Source organism: Enterococcus sp. 4G2_DIV0659 (assembly GCF_002140715.2).
Lineage (GTDB): Bacteria > Bacillota > Bacilli > Lactobacillales > Enterococcaceae > Enterococcus_L > Enterococcus_L mansonii.
Genome location: NZ_NGLE02000001.1, coordinates 1,170,112 through 1,188,690, shown reverse-complemented (window position 1 = coordinate 1,188,690; position 18,579 = coordinate 1,170,112). Strand labels below are relative to the sequence as shown.

At 35.0% G+C, this 18,579-nt stretch carries 12 protein-coding genes; 9 read left to right on the top strand and 3 right to left on the bottom strand.

The window, feature by feature from the left end:
- Positions 1–36: 36 nt before the first annotated feature.
- Together queG and A5880_RS05565 are read left to right on the top strand one after the other, a co-directional pair.
- Positions 37–1,182, top strand: coding sequence for a tRNA epoxyqueuosine(34) reductase QueG (queG, locus tag A5880_RS05570; RefSeq protein ID WP_086331194.1), 1,146 nt, complete (start codon positions 37–39; stop codon positions 1,180–1,182).
- 178 nt (positions 1,183–1,360) lie between these two features.
- On the top strand, positions 1,361–2,197 hold the full coding sequence (locus A5880_RS05565; RefSeq protein WP_086331195.1) for a hypothetical protein: 837 nt from the start codon (positions 1,361–1,363) through the stop codon (positions 2,195–2,197).
- A gap of 88 nt (positions 2,198–2,285) precedes the next feature.
- Here the strand turns inward: A5880_RS05565 and A5880_RS05560 are convergent, their stop codons facing one another.
- A complete protein-coding gene (locus tag A5880_RS05560) occupies positions 2,286–4,061 on the bottom strand; it encodes an ABC transporter ATP-binding protein (RefSeq protein ID WP_086331196.1) in 1,776 nt (591 codons plus the stop codon).
- Positions 4,058–5,803 carry an ABC transporter ATP-binding protein gene (locus A5880_RS05555; protein WP_086331197.1) on the bottom strand — a complete coding sequence of 582 codons (1,746 nt, stop codon included), beginning with the start codon at positions 5,801–5,803 and terminating at the stop codon, positions 4,058–4,060. Before A5880_RS05555 ends, A5880_RS05560 begins: the two co-directional genes overlap by 4 nt.
- A 146-nt stretch (positions 5,804–5,949) precedes the next feature.
- Between A5880_RS05555 and A5880_RS05550 the strand changes: the two genes are divergently transcribed.
- Together A5880_RS05550 and A5880_RS05545 are read left to right on the top strand one after the other, a co-directional pair.
- Positions 5,950–6,714, top strand: coding sequence for a MerR family transcriptional regulator (locus tag A5880_RS05550; RefSeq protein WP_086331198.1), 765 nt, complete (start codon positions 5,950–5,952; stop codon positions 6,712–6,714).
- A gap of 75 nt (positions 6,715–6,789) precedes the next feature.
- Positions 6,790–7,122 carry a thioredoxin family protein gene (locus A5880_RS05545; protein ID WP_086331199.1) on the top strand — a complete coding sequence of 111 codons (333 nt, stop codon included), beginning with the start codon at positions 6,790–6,792 and terminating at the stop codon, positions 7,120–7,122.
- Positions 7,123–7,229: 107 nt separating this feature from the next.
- Here the strand turns inward: A5880_RS05545 and A5880_RS05540 are convergent, their stop codons facing one another.
- The gene (locus A5880_RS05540) at positions 7,230–10,064 is read right to left on the bottom strand and encodes an RICIN domain-containing protein (protein ID WP_086331200.1); all 2,835 of its coding nucleotides are present in this window, start codon (positions 10,062–10,064) and stop codon (positions 7,230–7,232) included.
- A gap of 249 nt (positions 10,065–10,313) precedes the next feature.
- Here A5880_RS05540 and A5880_RS05535 point away from each other — a divergent pair, with 249 nt between their 5' ends.
- The 5 genes from A5880_RS05535 to A5880_RS05515 all read left to right on the top strand — a co-directional run bounded on the left by A5880_RS05535 (position 10,314) and on the right by A5880_RS05515 (position 18,570).
- Positions 10,314–10,691, top strand: a complete 378-nt coding sequence (locus tag A5880_RS05535) for an OsmC family protein (RefSeq protein ID WP_086331201.1) — start codon at positions 10,314–10,316, stop codon at positions 10,689–10,691.
- A gap of 50 nt (positions 10,692–10,741) precedes the next feature.
- Complete coding sequence (locus tag A5880_RS05530) at positions 10,742–12,376, top strand: peptide ABC transporter substrate-binding protein (RefSeq protein ID WP_086331202.1); 1,635 nt, start codon at positions 10,742–10,744, stop codon at positions 12,374–12,376.
- Between the two features lie 338 nt (positions 12,377–12,714).
- Positions 12,715–14,658 carry a heavy metal translocating P-type ATPase gene (locus tag A5880_RS05525; protein ID WP_086331204.1) on the top strand — a complete coding sequence of 648 codons (1,944 nt, stop codon included), beginning with the start codon at positions 12,715–12,717 and terminating at the stop codon, positions 14,656–14,658.
- A gap of 900 nt (positions 14,659–15,558) precedes the next feature.
- On the top strand, positions 15,559–16,713 hold the full coding sequence (locus A5880_RS05520; RefSeq protein WP_086331205.1) for a coiled-coil domain-containing protein: 1,155 nt from the start codon (positions 15,559–15,561) through the stop codon (positions 16,711–16,713).
- A gap of 18 nt (positions 16,714–16,731) precedes the next feature.
- Positions 16,732–18,570: a glucosaminidase domain-containing protein gene (locus A5880_RS05515; RefSeq protein WP_086331206.1), complete on the top strand. Its 1,839-nt coding sequence runs from the start codon at positions 16,732–16,734 to the stop codon at positions 18,568–18,570.
- Positions 18,571–18,579 lie beyond the last annotated feature (9 nt).

Genomic DNA, 18,579 nt, shown 5'->3' with positions numbered 1-18,579 from the left:
TCCCTACTTTCCAGCATTTAAAATAAGGAGTACATTATGACATTAAAACAAAAAATCATAGCTGAAAGCAAGCGTTTAGGGATTGATAAGATTGGTTTTGCTTCAGCTGAGCCATTTTATGAATTGGAAAATTCATTGAGAGAACAAAGAGAACGTGGATTTAACTCAGGTTTTGAGCATCAAGTGATTGAAGAACGAATTTATCCGGAAAAAACGTTTGAGAATCCTAAAACGATTATTTCCATTGCGTTAGCTTATCCTACCAAAATAGAGGGGAAAGTTCCAAGAGATGAAAAGCGCGGGATGTTTGCTAGGGCTTCATGGGGAATCGATTATCACGATGTTTTACGTGATCGTTTAACAAAATTGATTGATTTTATTCAATCGCAAGCAGAAAGTCTGGAAGAAACGGAAAACTGGCGGTTTGCACCTCAAGTCGATACAGGTGAATTAGTTGATGTTGCTGTTGCTCAACGGGCTGGGTTAGGCTTTATTGGAAGAAATGGGTTATTGATCACAGAGGAATTCGGTTCGTTTGTATATTTAGGAGAGATCGTAACCAATATTGATTTTGAAGTAGATGAGCCAGTACCTTTTGGTTGTGGTGAGTGCACTCGTTGTGTGACGGCATGTCCTACTCAAGCGCTTTTGGGGGATGGCAGTATGAATGCCAAAAAATGTTTATCTTATCAAACGCAAACAAAAGAGATGATGCCAGAAGAATATCGGAAAAAAATGCATAATGTGATTTATGGCTGCGATATTTGTCAGCTAGTTTGTCCATATAATCGCGGGAAGGATTTTCATTTTCACGAAGAAATGGAGCCGGAAGTGGATACTGTTTACCCTAAATTAAAACCAATGCTAAGTATTTCCAATAAAGACTTCAAAAAACAGTTCGGTCATCTTTCCGGTTCTTGGCGTGGGAAAAAGCCGATACAAAGAAATGCGTTGATTGCGCTGGCAAATTTAGGTGATCGTAGTGCGTTGCCAGAAATTTTAGTCTGTGCAAAACAAGATGTTCGTCCTGTAATCAGAGGAACAGCTGCATGGGCGATTGGCAAGTTAGGAAATAAAGAAGCGGATGTCTGGATAGATGTTTTGAATGAATTATTGAAAAAAGAACAAGACGAAGAAGTACTTGTGGAACTAAGAAATGCAATTAAACGTTTGGAAGGATGATACGTCATCATTGTTATTTGAGCTACTCTGATTTTCTATAAAACTCCAAGAAAAATATGAAATTCTGATACTATCACAACCTAAATATATGATAAACTTAATTAGGTGAATAATAATAAAATGAGTAGCGCTCTTTTATTGCTATTTAACTAAATGAATCATAAGGAGTTTGGGAGTAGTGAAAAATGTATTAAGTAGTCCGAAAAAAACAATGCTGATTTTTGTGGTATTGCTACTTGTTGTTGGGACAGGTTCTTTTGTTGGTGGCCATATAGTTGGAGAAACTAATGGATACCATAGTGGTAAAAAAGCAGGAGAGAAAGCTGGTCGCGAAAAAGGATACAAAGAAGGTCATTTAAAAGGCGAAGAACAAGGATTTGCAACAAAATTAGAAGAGGTAAATACTCAACCAAATACGTTTGTGTTACCAGATCTTGTTGGGAAAAAACTAGGTGCTGTTAATTTTAATACAACGCTTGGCGGGTACGTATTTTTGAGCTTTACAGAAGGTGACAAGAAGGCTCGGCTTTATATAAACACTGAATCAACGGATGGTGAAAAAGTTGATTGGAGTAAAAAGATGAGTTATGTAATTACAAAACAATCAATCGCACCCAATTCAGTATTTGATCTTACTAAGAACTTTTCAAAAGCAGAAACAGATGATTACTATGTAAGTGATGAAAAACTAGTATTGACTGTTGAAAAAAAATCTGCTGAAGCCTCTTCAAATTCAGACCAAGAAGCAAAAGCATTTGATATCATGGAAAAATCAACGGTAGGGAAAGACGGAATCGTTCCTGGAACCTATATCATGACCACAGATGCTAGCAGTGCATTAATTAGTATTGAGGACGCAGACGGAAATACAATTGTTTATGAGAATATGCAAAGTGTTGAAAGAGCTAAATCAGATTCAAGTAATAGTTTTATATCAGAAAAAACAGTCATACTTAAAGAGGGTTACACTATTTCGCCCGCTGGAAGTACATTGCACTTTGAGCCTAAAAAGTAAATATAATAAGTAAAAACAGTCACTTAAATTTCTTTAGCATATGCCAAAGAATTCAAGTGACTGTTTCTTATTTTTTAATTTCAAGCAATTATGTTTGCTGGAATTGACTGTTATACAAAGATGCGTACAATGAAGGTTTCGCCAATAATTCTTGATGATTCCCTTTTTCTACAATATCGCCATCTTTCATTACTAAAATCAAATCAGCATTTTCAATCGTAGATAAACGATGAGCAATAACAAAACTAGTTCGATTATTGGTCACTTCATCCATCGCTTTTTGAATATGAGCTTCTGTTCTTGTATCCACACTCGACGTTGCTTCATCCAAAATAACCACAGGAGGGTTGGCCAAAATGATACGAGCAATCGTCAATAATTGTTGCTGTCCTTGCGAAAGGGACCCGTTTTCGCTAGAAATGATTGAGTCGTAGCCATTTGGCAAGGTTCGGATAAAGTGATCACATTGGGCAATTTTTGCGGCTTCAATAATTTCTTCTTGTGTCGCATCCATTTTCCCATAAGCAATATTATCAGCCACTGTTCCTTCAAATAACCAAGTATTTTGTAAAACCATTCCAAACATTTCTCGAAGGTTCGTTCTAGAAAGCGTTGTGATATCTACGCCATCAAACGTAATCTTGCCGCTATTTAACTCATAAAAACGCATTAGTAAATTGACTAAGGTTGTTTTTCCTGCACCAGTAGGGCCAACGATGGCAACCATTTGTTTTGGCTTAACAGAAAAATCAACGTGTTTCATTAAGATTTTTTCTGGGGTATACCCAAATTGCACACTATCAAATGCAATCTCACCAGTGGGTTGTTCAATGAGTGTTCCATCAAGAGCTTCAGGAACATCCTCAGGGGCATCTAAGATGTCAAAGATCCGATCAATTGCTGCAAATGCTGCTTGAATAGAGTTGATCACATACGATGCTGTAGAGATAGGCTCCGAAACTTGATTGATATATTGTAAATAAGCTTGGAGTAAACCGATTGTAATCACTCCTTGTAAGACCAAAAATGCGCCTAAAATAGCACTGACGATAAAAGCTAGTTGATTAATCAAACGAATTGCTGGATAAATCGCGAAATTCATAAATTGAGCCTTTAAAAAAGCGTTATAATGCTTCTGATTTGTGTCCAAAATCGTCTGTTTCGCATGTGCTTGTTGGTTAAATGTTTTTGTTACCAAATTACCTGATAAAAATTCTTCTGTTTGATTGTTTAACCTCCCAAGTTCAGCTTGACTTTTGTCTGCTAATTCTTTGTTTTTATTGGCAATTTTCCCTGTTAAAAATGAACTTCCGGCAATTAAAACAATGACGATCAAGGTTAATTTCACATCAATGTAAAACAACATAACGCCTGCAAATAAAATAGTAGAAATTGATGTGAAAAATTGATTGATATCTGTCAGTAACACTTGAGAAAGTTGGTTCAAACTAGTTGTTGTTCTACTCAAAATATCCCCAACTTGATGTTGATCGAAAAATGACATAGGCAATGTTTTGAATTTTTTAGAAACTTCTTTTCTTACACGCAATGTAATTCGTTCGCTAAAAGAAGCCATCAACCTCTCTTGAATAAACGACATACCACTACTTAAAATTGAAAAGAGGACTAAAGTCAAAACAGGGAAAAACAATACGTCTGAGACCATTGAAGCTGTGAGTTGTGTAATCCCAGTCTCTTTGATCAAGGTCAGTAAATCATCAATAGCAATCCCCATAATAAAAGGCATAGCTATTACTAAAGCATTTCCAATCATACTGCATAAAATCAATAGGAAAAATATTGGACGCTCTTTATGAATTAAACGAAAGAATCGTTTCAATGTTTGTTTTTTTGTTTTTTTCATCCGATTTCCTCCTTCCATGTAAGTCCTTGTGAGCGGGCAAATTCTTGATAGGTTTGATTGTTGCCTAATAATTCTTGATGGGTTCCTTGTCCTACGATTTTCCCTTCATCTAAAACAATAATGTTGTCTGCTTGTTGGATGGTACTCAATCTTTGAGCGACAATTAGTAATGTCTTATCTGACATTTCTTCTTTTAATGCTGTTCTAAGTGCGGCATCTGTTCGATAGTCCAATGCTGAAAAACTATCATCAAAAATATAAATATCAGCAGGTTTGATTAAGGCTCGTGCAATACATAACCGTTGTCTTTGCCCACCAGAAAAGTTTGTACCCCCTTGTGCGACAAAAGAATCATATCCTTCTTCCAAAGTCGCTATATAATCAGAGAGTTGTGCAATTTTTGCCGCTTTATCCATCTCTTGGATTGAGGCAACTGGATTTCCCATGGCTAAATTACTTTGAATTGTGCCGCTAAATAAAAAAGCTTTTTGCGGAACGTAACTGATTTTAGAACGAAGCTTATTTTGAGGTAAATCACGAATATCAATCCCATCAAATAGGATCTGTCCTTTTGAAACATCACTGAGTCTTAACAGCAATTTGGAGAGCGTGCTCTTTCCAGAGCCAGTACCCCCAACGATCGCCGTTGTTTTTCCTTTTGGAATAGTGAAATGAATGTCTTCTAATACTGGTTCATCTGCTTGATCATAATGAAAGGTAACATGATTTAGTTGGATTAATGTATCTGTTTTTTGCTTTGGTTCTGTTTCTTGTATAGGAAGAGCGGCATCTAAAATTTCTTCATTTGTATTGATCACTTCCTCTAGTCGCTTGACTGAGGCAAAGGATCTAGGCATCATAACCAACACCATTGCAGCAATCATCAAATACGCCAAAGTTAGTAAGGAATATTCAATTACTGCTGAAACCGTTCCGATTTGAAGCGTACCTTCAGCCACAAAGTTTCCACCAAACCATAAAATAGAAGAAAAAACGACCCCCATCAATAAAAAAGCAACGGGTGTAATAAAAGAAAAAATCTTATTTACCCGTATCATTCCTTCCCCGTATTCAGAAAAACGTTTATTTGTCCGTTCTTCTTCATATTCTTGGTTGTTAAATGCACGAATCATATTGATCCCCGTAAAAAATTCCCTTAAAGTCACAATGATCTTGTCCATCTTCGGTTGAATCATTAAGGATAGAGGCGTTCCTTTTTTCATTAATACATAAACCACTAACACAAAGGCTAAAATCGCAATTAAAGGGACGAAAGCCAGTGTTGCTGAATACGTAAAGGTCATGTAAAGTGAAAAAATAGCGATGATAGGTGCAGGTAAAATCAATTGTAGAAATAAAACAGTCATCTGCTGAATATTATCCACATCACTAGTCATTCTGGTCAGCAAAGAGCCTGTTCCAAAACGATCTGCATCTTTAATAGAAAAAGCCTGTATCTTATCAAAAAAGAGTGTACGTATTTCAAAACCTAACTTAGCAGCCACTTTTGCTGAATAATAACTCCCGGCAATTGCTGCAAACGCACCAAATAAAGCCATTGCTAACATTTGTAAACCAATTGATTGAATTAGTTGGTTATTCCCACTGGCGATTCCTTGATCGATCAATTTAGCGACAAGTAAGGGAACGCCTAATGTACCGATGATTTGTAAACACAAGAAAAAGACTGTGGCAAGAATCAACCTGGTATTTTTTTTTATAAAAAATTGAATAAGTTTCATCTTAATTTCCTTCCTTTCAACTTCAGGGATTAATTATCACTCCCTTGATATAGATGATTGTAGTGTGTCACAATAAAAAAGTTTACACCTTCAAGCTACTTGAATGTCAATGCTTTTTATTTATAATTAGAGTAAGAGGTGAAAAGATGGAAAAAGACAAATTATTAACAATTGGACAAGTTGCAGAGATTATGAAGTTGTCTAAATCAAAAATCCGTTACTGGGATGATATGAATTTACTAACCTCCTCAAGAAATACTCACAACGGGTATCGGATGTTTGATATGGAAGATATATTAACACTTAGTGATATTGATTTTTATCGGAAGCTAGATATTCCTATTAATAAAATGACAAATTTATATCGAAAATCACCAGAAGAATTATGGACGATTTTAGATGAAACGCAAACGAGAGTTGCTTGTGAGTTAGCAGAATTAGAGAAGAAGTATCAAGGGATAAAACGCAGAAAAGAACAATTATTGAGTTTAATAGAATTGAAAGAAAAGGAAATCATTGATGAAGCACTGGATGTTGAAAGAATCATCCCAATTGATTTGGAGGATCCAGCAGAATTACAGACCTATATTGAGAACCCTTCAAGTTTGGTGGTGTACATCAATCCTACTCAAGCAAAAGAAATCATATATGGATTTGCGGTAACTAAAAACGAATTTATGGAAGAATCCACGATTTGGCAAAAAACAGAAGACAAAGTCTCGTACAAACAATTTTTACTAACCATCAGATCAGAAAACCCTTTAAAAAATAACGTACACTCAATTAAACAAAAATTAAAAAAACAAGGATATCAAACTGGAACAATGATAGGTCGTTATATTATGACGGCCGAGGACCAAGAGGGCTTTTATACAGATTATTACAAAGCTTGGATTGAGGCTGTAGATTAAAATGAGAGCAGAAAAATCGTCATTACACAGCTGAAGTGCTATGATGAGCCAAACAAGCAAAAAGGTGATGGAATCATGCAAAAATTAGAAACACTTGAAGAAATACGTTCATTTATAACGAACAATCATTTCGTTTTTCTATATGTGTCACAAGAAGATTGTTCTGTTTGTCATGCCCTTCAACCTAAATTAATGGCTCTATTAAGCAACTATCCAAAGATTGAATTAAGAGAAGTTGAAGCAGATAAAGTCAGAGAAATTTCAGCAGAATATTTAATTTTTTCAGCACCAACATTACTTTTTTTCGTTGCTGGAAAAGAATATATTCGTGAAGAAAAATTTGTTCAGTTTAAACAATTAGCCGCTGCCATTGAACGAATTTATTCCTTTGAAGAAGGTTTGCTATAAAGATAGAAAATATACGGAAAAAAGATAACGACTTTTTGAATGGCAAAAAAGACTAATACCTATGCAATGCGTTTTTACATACATTGCGTGGGTGTTAGTCTTTTAGTTTAAGGCCCTTTCACAAGAGACCACCAAAGTGTTGTTTGATAAGAACCTAGTTTATTTCCATAATACTCTTTTAAAAATAATCCAGAATCTTGATTTTCTGTTGAAGCTAAATTCAATGAAACATAAGGTGAAGTCGTGTTAAATTGGGCAAAAGGAAGACTTTCAGTTGTTAATTCAAATTCATTTTCAGAATCTTTATAAAATAAGTTTCCTTTAAATGTGCCGTTAGCATTTTGCAAGGGTTCAGCTTGTCTCAAGTAAAGGGTCCAGCTTTGTAGTTCTTTCGTATTTAGAATGTTAATTGTAGGATTATTGATAGGTGAATGATTAATCGTGCCTTTGTTTTTTATGGTAATTTCGCCAAAATCTACGGTATTTGCTTGATAGATATTAAATAAGCCATCGAAGTAATAGGCAATAGAAAAGTTTTTCTCTGGTACAACTGTGGCGCTAGTGATTTTTCCATCTATCTCTACTTCTGGAGAGGTAGAATGTAACGTGTAACCAAAATAAGTTAATGGAATCGCTAATGAATCAATAGTGTTTACCAGCTGCGCATCTGTGGGCATCTCATAATCAATACTTTCAACTTTTTTGGTAGATTCCCGAATATTTTGATAAATGGGTAATTTTGTATCAGAATAATAAAAATGAACTGTCATCAATACTTTATCTGGTACCCAAATAGCATACAGTGTTTCGTTTTGGCTTGTTGTCAAAAATGCATCTCCTGGGTGGTACGTTTTACCTGAACCATCTGCTTTTGTATTCCATTCCTTAAAATGATAACCATCTTTGGTTAATTCTTCTGGTGAGGAAATCGTCAATGATTGGTCTTTCTCGAATCGTTGTTTGGCAGGCGCTGTACCTTTAGAAGAACCATTTCCTTCATAGGTTAGATAAAAGGCGTATTGATCATAAATTGCTGTTGTATGTAACAACTCATTAGTAAACGTTCCAGTGATTGTATTTTTCGTTGGAAGCAAACTGCCATCGCCAGTAGCTTTTACTAATTTATAATCGCCAATAATCGCTGGTATATCTATAGCGTAATTGGGGTCATCAATGGATGTTTGATGGTGCATTGTTTTTTCTTTGAGAATGTCCCCTGATTGATTTTGATAAGATATAGTTGTTCGACCTAAAATATTTACCGTACTAGTAGCAATGGCTGTATTATGGGTTGTCCAATTATTTTTTAAGGTAAACGTGAGTGTGTTTTTACCAAGTCTAAATAAATTTTGTTGTTCAGAAGTCAAATCGCTCAATGAAAATGACCAGTTAATCGGAGCAGTATTTTTGGCTCCTTTGCCACTGTACACGGGAATTTCAACTGTAGAATCATTAATTTTCGCAGTTATTTCAAGGTCTTCCGCCTTTTTATCTATAAATGTTCCTGTGATAGAAGCTTTTGATAGATCCTCTACATAATAATTTAGTTCTTTGTCAGCAGTTATTTCTGGAGGTGATTGGTCAACAACAAAGCTTGTTGCTAAATTATTAGATGAAAAAAACTTATCGCCATACCCTTTAAATTCTAAGTAGTTTATCCCATTAGGTAAAGTGTCGGTTTGTGAAGCAGTCAGTTCATAACTGAATGTCGATGTATTATTTTCCAGAGCAAGATTTTCTTTGACTTTGTTGAACCCATCTAGATTTGTTTGGGTGAACAGGTCATATGTTTTAAAAAAGTTTGACTGCATTTGTCCAGTAACTGTTATAGATTCCCCAGGATAGATTATTGGTCGATTCTGTTTGTCAGTTGAATGACCACCAGTAATTTTTAAATTACTGATAACGGGAGCAGAGATATTGTCAAAGGATTCTAGGAACCACTGTTGGTTCATGTCGTTATTTTTGGTCTGAAATTGGATTTTTCCTAGATCTGTAATTGGATATATTGCGGTCAACAGTTCCTCAGTATAATATCGCCTTATAGAGTAAACATTCTTTTTGCCTGGTGTAGTAATAAAGCTAAATTGAATTTCCCTAGGGGGATTATTTACATCAATATTAAATTTTTTAATAGTTAGATTGGTATTGGCACCAGGATAATTTAACAAAAGCGAACGATTTTTATAATTACCAATCATATAGGAACCAATTGCAGGTACAAAGACGGAAAACCACTGCTGATTTGCTTGATTGATTCCTTTTGAATATACAATCAAGTCGTTACCGTCAACAACGCCGTTAGCGATATCCAATGTTTTTGATAAATTAGCATTTGGTTTGATATAGAAAAGCCCACTTAAGCTTGTAAACTTAAATAATTGTTTGTAGTCGGATGAATTAATGGTTTTCAGTTGGAGTGGTGCTGAATCATCATACCCAGAGTTAGTAAGAGCTAAATTGCTTTTTTTATTAACAATACTATAAAAGTTAGATTGGCTTGATGGTTCTATTTTCCACAAACTTTCGCCAGGAATATCTGCAAGGCTATTAATGAGTATATTCTTATACAAAAATCTACTGGCAGTACTACCATCAGTATTGCCGTCAGCGGTGACTAATTTTTGTTTATCCCCCCTAGCAAAAATAATATAGGCATCTTTATTTGGGATATATTCAAAAGCTAACGTTTGATTTCCTAATCCATGCTTATCGTAAAGTATTAATTTATTTGTAGTACCACTAATATCTAAAGCCTTATCTTCATTTGTGCTATTGGCGTAAGGAATTGAGATATAGTAATTAAATTTTATTGTTTCAGCTGCTTGAGAAATAGTAGGAATTGCTATTATAAATAGTAGAAACATTAGAGTAGCGCAAAACAGTAAATATTTGTTTGGCATTACACTTTGAGATGGTTGTTTTTTTAAGAAGATATTCACAATGATTAAATCCTCCTTTTCTATAGGAATAATATCACACTATATTTTAATGTGGTAATCCAATTATGATCATTTTTTGTGTCAATTTTGTATAATCGCGGTATAGGTTAAGCTGTTTCTAAAGATTAATATAGATAGTCTTTAGCTATCATACATAGGATATAACTATTATACGTTTACCATTATTTACATTATCATAGAAGAAAGAGAGTCATATGGACATCCAATGATAAAAAAGGGGGGGAAATCATGAAATTAATTCCAAGTGAAAAAGGATTTGAACTAGTTCATCAAAATGGAAATTGGGTATTGAAAAAAGAAATTGGCTTTTCACCAGTTGAGATGTTAGTGGCATCAATCGGTGCTTGCGGAGCCTATGTCTACGAAAAAATATTAACAAATTCTCACATTGCTTTTGCTATTGAGACAGTGGAGATTGCTTATGAACGTGCAGAAGAAAAACAAGCCAAACCGTTACGCCAAGTGCTCATCACTTTTTTTATCCGCGTTGGGGAAAACGAACAAGGCAAAGCAGAGCGAGCGTTAAAATTGATTGGGAAAAATTGTCCAGTAATGCAATCACTAGATCCTGAAATCAGCGTGATTGAACAAGTTATTTTTGTTTAATCTTATTTGCTAGACAGTGTTTTACCAATTTTTAACAATGGAGGAACAAGATGAAAAAATGGATACCTTTTAGTTTACTTGTACTTATAACACTATTGGCTAGTTGCACACCAACGAATAAAGCAGAAACAAAAAAAGCTGTTGTTCGTTTTACTGAACCCGCAGAATTATTGACTTTAGATACAACACAAGAAGAAGATTTCACTAGTTTTAATGCTCAAAATCAAGTATTGGAAGGTCTTTATCAGTTAGATGAAAACGATGAAATAATTCCGGCTGTTGCTAAAGCGCTTCCTGAAATCAGTGAAGATAAACAAACCTATGCAATCACCTTAAGAAAAGATGCAAAATGGTCCAACGGTGAACCCGTTACAGCAAATGATTTTCTTTATGCTTGGAGACGAGCAGTTACACCTGAGACAGCACCATCCTATGCTAGCTTATTTGTTTCTTCCATTAAAAATGCTGACGAAATCTATCAAGGAAAAATGACGCCAGATCAATTAGGAGTAGAAGCTCCTGACGAATATTCTTTAGTGATTCATTTGGTTAAACCAATTCCTTATTTTACTTCTTTATTGACATTTGAAACGTTTTTCCCGATAAACAAAGAATTTGCTGAAAAACAAGGAAAGAACTACGGAACGTCTAGTGAGACTACTTTGTATAACGGACCATTTACCTTAACCGATTGGGAACAAAATTCTGATACATGGAAATATGTAAAAAACCCTAAGTATTGGGATAAACAGAATGTCAATGTTGAAGAGATTCAAACAACCGTTGTAAAGTCAACAAGTACAGCAGTTAATTTATATCAAACTGGCGAACTTGATCGAGTTGTACTAGATGGAGAATTTTCAAAGCAGTATAAAAACGACCCTGATTTTCAAAATCAAAACGACACGAAAATGGGATATCTTCGTTTCAATCAAGATCAAGATAAATTATTACACAATACGCAATTACGTAAAGCCATTGCTTTAGCGATGGATCGTGAAACATTTGTAAATAATGTTTTAGGTGATGGCTCTATTGCGGCAACAGGTTTTATTCCCCAAAACTTTGTAAAAAATCCGAAAACTGGAGAGGATTTTCGTAAAGAAAATGGGGTCCAGCAAACCTTTGACAAGGATGCGGCAAAACAAGCATTCAATCAAGCGAAAAAAGAACTGAATAAAGAACACATGACATTCGTTTACTTGACGAAAGATACAGATACAGACAAAAAAATAGCTGAATATATAACAAGTCAAATAACGGAGGTTCTACCAGGAATCGAGTTTGAGATTGCTGCATTACCAAGCAATAACCTACAAGAACGCTATTTATCTGGTGAGTATGATGTTGCTTTCGGACAATGGATGCCTGATTTCAAAGATGCGATTACATTTTTAGATATGTTTGTATCTACATCAGGATTGAATCATGTGAACTATAACAACCCAACCTATGATCAATTGATTCAAGCTGCTGTGAGTACTGATGCCGCTAATGAGGAAAAAAGATGGTCTGATTTACGTCAAGCAGAACATGTTTTAATAGCTGAAGATTACACGATCGCTCCGATTTATCAGCAACAAACAGCATTATTACAAAAGAAAACGATTCATGGTGTGGTAAAACACAGTTTTGGTTCGCCGTATAGTTTCAAATATATTCAGGTAACAGAAAAAAATAAATAGAAATACACTGTAAAGAGTGAGGCTAGGACAGAATGCGTTTAGCCCCGAAAAATAAGAATCCATTCACGAAAATTGTTCTTCAAATTTTTGTGAATGGATTTTTATTTCCGAAGGGGTTGCTTCTGTTCCCGCGGTTTATTCGGTTTTTAGGGGTTCAAGATATGACTTTTAGAGTTATGTCACAGACCCATTTTTTTTTGAACAAAAAAGTATTTGTTTTTACTTGACACATGAGTGTTTGTTCATGTAATATAGACATAAGATATATGAGTAGTTGTTCATTTGAAAAAGATAAAGTGTATCTTTTCAGAAAACAACCAAAAGGGAGGATGAACGAAATGGAAACAACGAACACACACGAACGTAGCTGTTCAAATAAACAAGGCCATGATAGCCATGAGCACAATCATAATCATGGAAAATCTCCAGTAATTTTATTTTTTTTAGGATTAGCCATATTCATTACGGGATTTTTTATAGAAGAAGGTTCCTTAGTACAAAATATTCTTTTTATTAGTGCGATGCTCCTTTCTGGATATCACATCATGATAGAGGGGATCGTCGATACGATCAATGATACCAAAACGAAAAAAAAGTTTTCGCCAAATGTCCATATTTTAATGACTTTAGCAGCGTTTGGTGCAATGATTATCGGTAGCTATGAAGAAGGTGCGTTACTGATTCTTATTTTTGGTGCTGCTCATTTTTTGGAAGAATATGCTGAAGGCCGCAGTAAAAGAGAAATTACTAACTTACTAAAAATGAATCCCACAGAAGCTCGTTTGATTCAACCGGATGGGCGTGTGAAGATAGTGGATGTCTCTGTTTTAAAAATCGGAGATACATTGCAAGTATTAAATGGTGATCAAATTGCGACGGATGGTGTTATTCTTTCTGGAAGAACATCTATTGATGAGTCTTCTATTAACGGTGAAAGTATCCCAAGAGAAAAAACAGTTGGCGATGAAGTTTTCGGAAGTACGATCAACGGCAGTGGGACATTTACGATGGAAGTTACAAAAGATAGTAGTGATACTGTTTTTGCGAAAATTCTCCAACTAGTCAATCAATCTCAATCAAATTTGTCGAAAACAGCAACTAATATTCAAAAATTAGCCCCCTATTATGTAACTGGAGTATTGGTTATTGTGCCGCTTTTTATAGTAGCGGGCCCCTTTTTATTTCAATGGTCATGGGATGAAAGTTTCTATCGCGGGATGGTGTTCTTGATTTCAGCTTCACCCTGTGCGCTTGCTGCCAGTGCTGTACCTGCAACGTTGTCAGGAATTTCTAATTTAGCTAAACGAGGTGTGTTATTTAAAGGTGGTTCCTATCTTGCCAACTTAGCAACGATTAAGTCAGTTGCTTTCGATAAAACAGGTACTTTAACGAAAGGGAAACCATCAGTGACTGATTTTTATTTCTTAACAGAAAACACCGATACAACGGAACAAGAATGCATTGACGTAATTGTAGGGATGGAAAAAACAGCGAACCATCCTTTAGCTGATGCGATATTAGAAAAGTTTCAAGCAAAAGTTGAATTAACTTTAACTGTTGAAAATGAAATCGGTAAAGGGTTAGTGACGAGCTACCAAGGAAATACTTATCAAATTGGCAAACCAGAAATCTTTGGTTTAGTAGATACACAAATTAATGCACACAATGAACAATATGGGAAAGAAGGAAAAACTGTTGTTTATTTTGCAAAAAACAATGAAGTAATCGGCTTGATCGCGATGATGGATACGCCTAATGAACAAGCAAAAACCGTTATTAGCTATTTGAAATCCCAAGGTATCCATACGACAATGATCACAGGCGATGCTGAATTAACTGGTCAAGCTGTTGGGCGTCAAATTGGGATTGATGAAGTGATCGGAAATGTCTTACCAGAAAATAAGGCGGCAATTGTAAAAGAGCAGCAAAAACGATTCGGCAGTGTAGCAATGCTAGGAGATGGTGTCAATGATGCTCCAGCCTTGGTGAGTGCAGACATCGGTGTAGCCATGGGAGATGGAACGGATATTGCAATTGATGTTGCTGATGCAGTGCTGATGCAAAACGATTTAACAAAATTCAGTTATGCTCATAAAATATCTAAACGTTTAGATCGAGTTGTTTGGCAAAATATTATTTTTTCAATGTTTATTGTCGTTTTATTGATTACACTGAACATTCTCGGTAAAATGGACATCACGTTTGGTGTAATTGCTCATGAAGGTAGTACATTATTAGTTATATTAAATGGATTACGCTTATTGATTCCATCGAAAGAATAAAAAGTTAAAGTAGATTGATTTCCCCTACAGAAATCATTTGGATGTGACCAATAGATCGTCAAATGTTTGTGACAAGAGTTGTTTGGACTTGAACGATCGGACCAAAAACCGGACAATGTATTTTGTACATTGTCCGATTTTTAGTCCATTTCCGAAGATCACACCGATTAATCGGATTTTTCATGATGTTAATATAATAAAACTCAAAAAGTACTATCCCAAGCATCTTTTTACAAAGATTAACTCTTATCTTGCTTGTTGCATCAGATGATAAGAAGTATTGAATCAGAATAAACTATTCTGAAGGTAGGATTAAAGCGAAAAATGAAAGTATTACAGATTTCTTATTTAGTGGCGATCGAAAAAATTAATAACAAATAAATAACCAAATGATAACTATATAATCAATCGTGATTTCTACCTTTGTTTATTTTCAAATAGTTTTCAGAAGGTAAATGTTTATTTAATAGTACAAAATGATTAGATACATAAAAATAGATATGTATTTTTTTTGGATTTTTATACTAAAAATCTGAATTTCAAATCAATTAAATTGTATTTATATAATAAAAAAACAATTATTTATTTGGATTGAAAGGTGTTTCAGGACATAATCTAAACATGAACAACAATACTTCTACAAAAAAGAAAATAAACTGCTAATTCGGTTTGTTTGTTGAGTCATTATCTGATAAAATAGAAAAAGGTAGGTGCCTTTTTGGCTTTTTTGAAAGCAGTATTTAATTGAACCATGGATAGAATCTTTAGAATCTGAATAGCATATCATTATAGTTACATAAATAAACAATCTATAATAAATTACTTAATAGTCAAACCATACAATAAAAACAAACGGTAAAAGAGATAGCTTATATTATTACATTAGAAGGAAGTGAGCGTATGCTAAAAATTTTTGGCAAAGGTAAAGGGAAAAAAAGAAAAAAATATGAAGATTATGATGAATACGATGACGACTATGATGATGAAGATTACGACGATGATGAATATGATGATGATGACGACTATGATGACGAAGATTATGACGATGATGAATACGATGACGATGACGAAGATTACGACGACGATGATGAATATGATGATGACGACGAAGACTACGACGACGATGATGATGATGATGATGAATATGATGACGACGAAGACTACGACGATGAAGATTACGACGATGACGACGAAGAGGAATCACGCTCATTATTCTCAATGAAAAAGAAAAAATCTGTACCAGCACCTAGAAAACCTAAGCCAAAGAAAAAGAGACCACCAATAAATGAAGTCATTGATGACGAAGAGTTAGAAGAGCTTCAAGAAGAAAACGAACAGCTTCAAGCAGAGCTTAGAGACATAAAAGCAGAACTACGCAAAGCGAAAAGAGAAAGCACACAACTACAACATGAAGTAGAGGCTGCACGTAAAACAAATCAAACATTAGAAAATGAATTATCCATGGTTCAAGCTGTACCAAAAGATTATGATGCCCGTATGGCAGAACTTGAGCAAGTTAAAAGTAAGTACAACAGTCTTTTGAGAGAAAGCAATCGTCAAATTGATGAGAATGATTTAAACCGTAAAAAAGCAGAGCGCTTTGCAAATAAAATCAGACAATACGAACAAGAATTAATAGCGAAACAAGAAGAAATCGATAAACTTTCTGAAGATCGTATTGTGATTATGGCTTCGGACACACCAACGGATACAGCTACTTATGAAGAGTTAGCCAAAGTTCGTCATGAGTTAGAAGCGACAAAACGTCAATTAGCACAAAAAAGCATTGATATCGACCAACAATTATCAAAAGAAGATATTGGTGAAGTGCTGTTAGAAGCGAAGAAACAAGCAAAAGAGATCATTAACCAAGCCAATCAACGTGCAAATATGATTAATGAAGAAACGAAAAGAAAAGCTGGCGTTTTAAAACGTTTAGAACGTGCAGAACAAGAATATCAAAATTACTACAAACGAATCAAGGATGTGAAGGAAGAGTCAGAACATGCATTCAACCAGATCATTAACTTGGTGAAAGAAGACCCATATCAATAAAAAACGAGAGGACACAAGATGAAAAAAAGAAATCTAAACAGTAAAAAAATGCGTTTGTTGAGTGTAGGGTTGCTTACTTCAAGTGCTGTCCTTTCTGTTACAGATGCTCAACCGATTGTCGCAAAAGAAGTAGACAACCAAGCGACCATTGATTCTGAAGGACAAGAAAAAGTAACAATTTTATCTTCGACTAAGGAACGTGAAACAACAGAAAGTACAACAGAAGGCATGATTAGTAGCTCTTCTGCAGAGTCTAGTACAACAACTTCAGAAGAGTTATCTTCTGAAGAGACTACTGTTGATACGAGTGAATCGACAAGTACAACAGACGATACGAGTACAACACAAGATACAACAGATTCAACAAGTACAAGTTCGTCTGATACATCAACAAGCACAAGTACAAGTTCAAGTAGCTCGAGCAGTTCATCTAGCTCAAGTAGTTCAAGTTCAACAAGTACGACGAGTTCATCAACAACTCCGTCAAAACCTAAACCTAAACCTAAGCCAAAACCAAAACCGTCTCAACCAGCGAAACCGAAACCGTCTCGTCCGTCGACGACACGTCCGACTCAGGGACCTACACCGGCACCGCAACAGTCAGGCACGGCTTTGCCAAGTAGACCAAATACGGCAATTATTAATAATAGTAGCGTGAATAACTCAGCAGGGTCAGATCAGTCATTCCATATTAGTCCTAATCTGACAACTAAAAGTTTTGTTAAAGTTATTGGTGAAGATGCACGCTCAATTGCTGGTGAGAACAATCTTTACGCATCTGTAATGATTGCTCAAGCTATTTTAGAAAGTGCTTCTGGAAATAGCGCATTAGCTTCTGCACCAAATTATAATCTTTTTGGAATTAAAGGAAGTTATGAAGGTGCAAGTGCTAATTTTCTAACTAGTGAAGACAATGGTTCAGGTGGTATGTTCACGATTCGTTCTAATTTCAGAAAGTATCCATCATATAAAGAGTCACTACAGGATTATGTAAAACTTCTTAGAGGTGGTACTGATTATAGTAATGCTTTTTATAGTGGTACTTGGAAAACCAATACGAAATCATATAAAGATGCGACGAAGTTTTTAACAGGTCGCTATGCGACAGATACTAGCTATGCATCAAAGCTTAACGGTCTTATAGATGCATATAACCTAACACAGTATGATACGCTAAAAGACAAGAAACAAAACAAAAAAGCGAAAAAAATTACGCTAAACACTGCTTTTGATAAGCTAGAGAAGAAAAATGATCTAACTGATCAAAATATTGAATACCTGACTCACATTGTGAAAAAGGGTGAGTCGCTTAAATCAATTAGTGAGCTATACAATATTTCTACGTTAGCTATTTTAGAAAAAAATCAATTAGACCGTCGTATGTTATTTATCGGTCAGAAGCTAAGTATTCCAACGCAAGAAAAAACAGCTACTTCTGAGCCAAAAGAAGCCGCTGTTGATCGCTCATTAGACATGGTTCAAAAATTATCTAATGCGTTCAATGGAAAAGAATCTAAAAAAGAAACGAAGAAAAACGAAACAACGTCAACTACAAGTAAAAACGAAACAACGTCAAGTTCAAACAAAAAAGAAACGAAAGAAACAACCGAAACATCAAGCAAGAATGAAACAATCAATGCACTACCTAAAAAAGAAACAAAAGATTATCAAGTAAGTGCAACTAGAAAGAAAACAAAAGAAACCTATGAAGTAAAAAAAGGTGATACATTAGCAAGTATTTCGAAAAAAACAGGTATTTCTGTCTGGTCGTTAAAAGAGTGGAACGACTTAGATCAATACTTCTTAACAGAAGGACAATTACTTGTGTTAGCGCCAGTGTATGATCTTCAATCGTAAACAAGAAAG

Excerpts from the sequence above, each read along its gene's own strand:
- queG (WP_086331194.1), top strand. The coding sequence starts at position 37 with ATGACATTAAAACAAAAAATCATAGCTGAAAGCAAGCGTTTAGGGATT.
- A5880_RS05560 (WP_086331196.1), bottom strand. The coding sequence starts at position 4,061 with ATGAAAAAAACAAAAAAACAAACATTGAAACGATTCTTTCGTTTAATT.
- A5880_RS05555 (WP_086331197.1), bottom strand. The coding sequence starts at position 5,803 with ATGAAACTTATTCAATTTTTTATAAAAAAAAATACCAGGTTGATTCTT.
- A5880_RS05550 (WP_086331198.1), top strand. The coding sequence starts at position 5,950 with ATGGAAAAAGACAAATTATTAACAATTGGACAAGTTGCAGAGATTATG.
- A5880_RS05545 (WP_086331199.1), top strand. The coding sequence starts at position 6,790 with ATGCAAAAATTAGAAACACTTGAAGAAATACGTTCATTTATAACGAAC.
- A5880_RS05535 (WP_086331201.1), top strand. The coding sequence starts at position 10,314 with ATGAAATTAATTCCAAGTGAAAAAGGATTTGAACTAGTTCATCAAAAT.
- A5880_RS05530 (WP_086331202.1), top strand. The coding sequence starts at position 10,742 with ATGAAAAAATGGATACCTTTTAGTTTACTTGTACTTATAACACTATTG.
- A5880_RS05525 (WP_086331204.1), top strand. The coding sequence starts at position 12,715 with ATGGAAACAACGAACACACACGAACGTAGCTGTTCAAATAAACAAGGC.
- A5880_RS05520 (WP_086331205.1), top strand. The coding sequence starts at position 15,559 with ATGCTAAAAATTTTTGGCAAAGGTAAAGGGAAAAAAAGAAAAAAATAT.
- A5880_RS05515 (WP_086331206.1), top strand. The coding sequence starts at position 16,732 with ATGAAAAAAAGAAATCTAAACAGTAAAAAAATGCGTTTGTTGAGTGTA.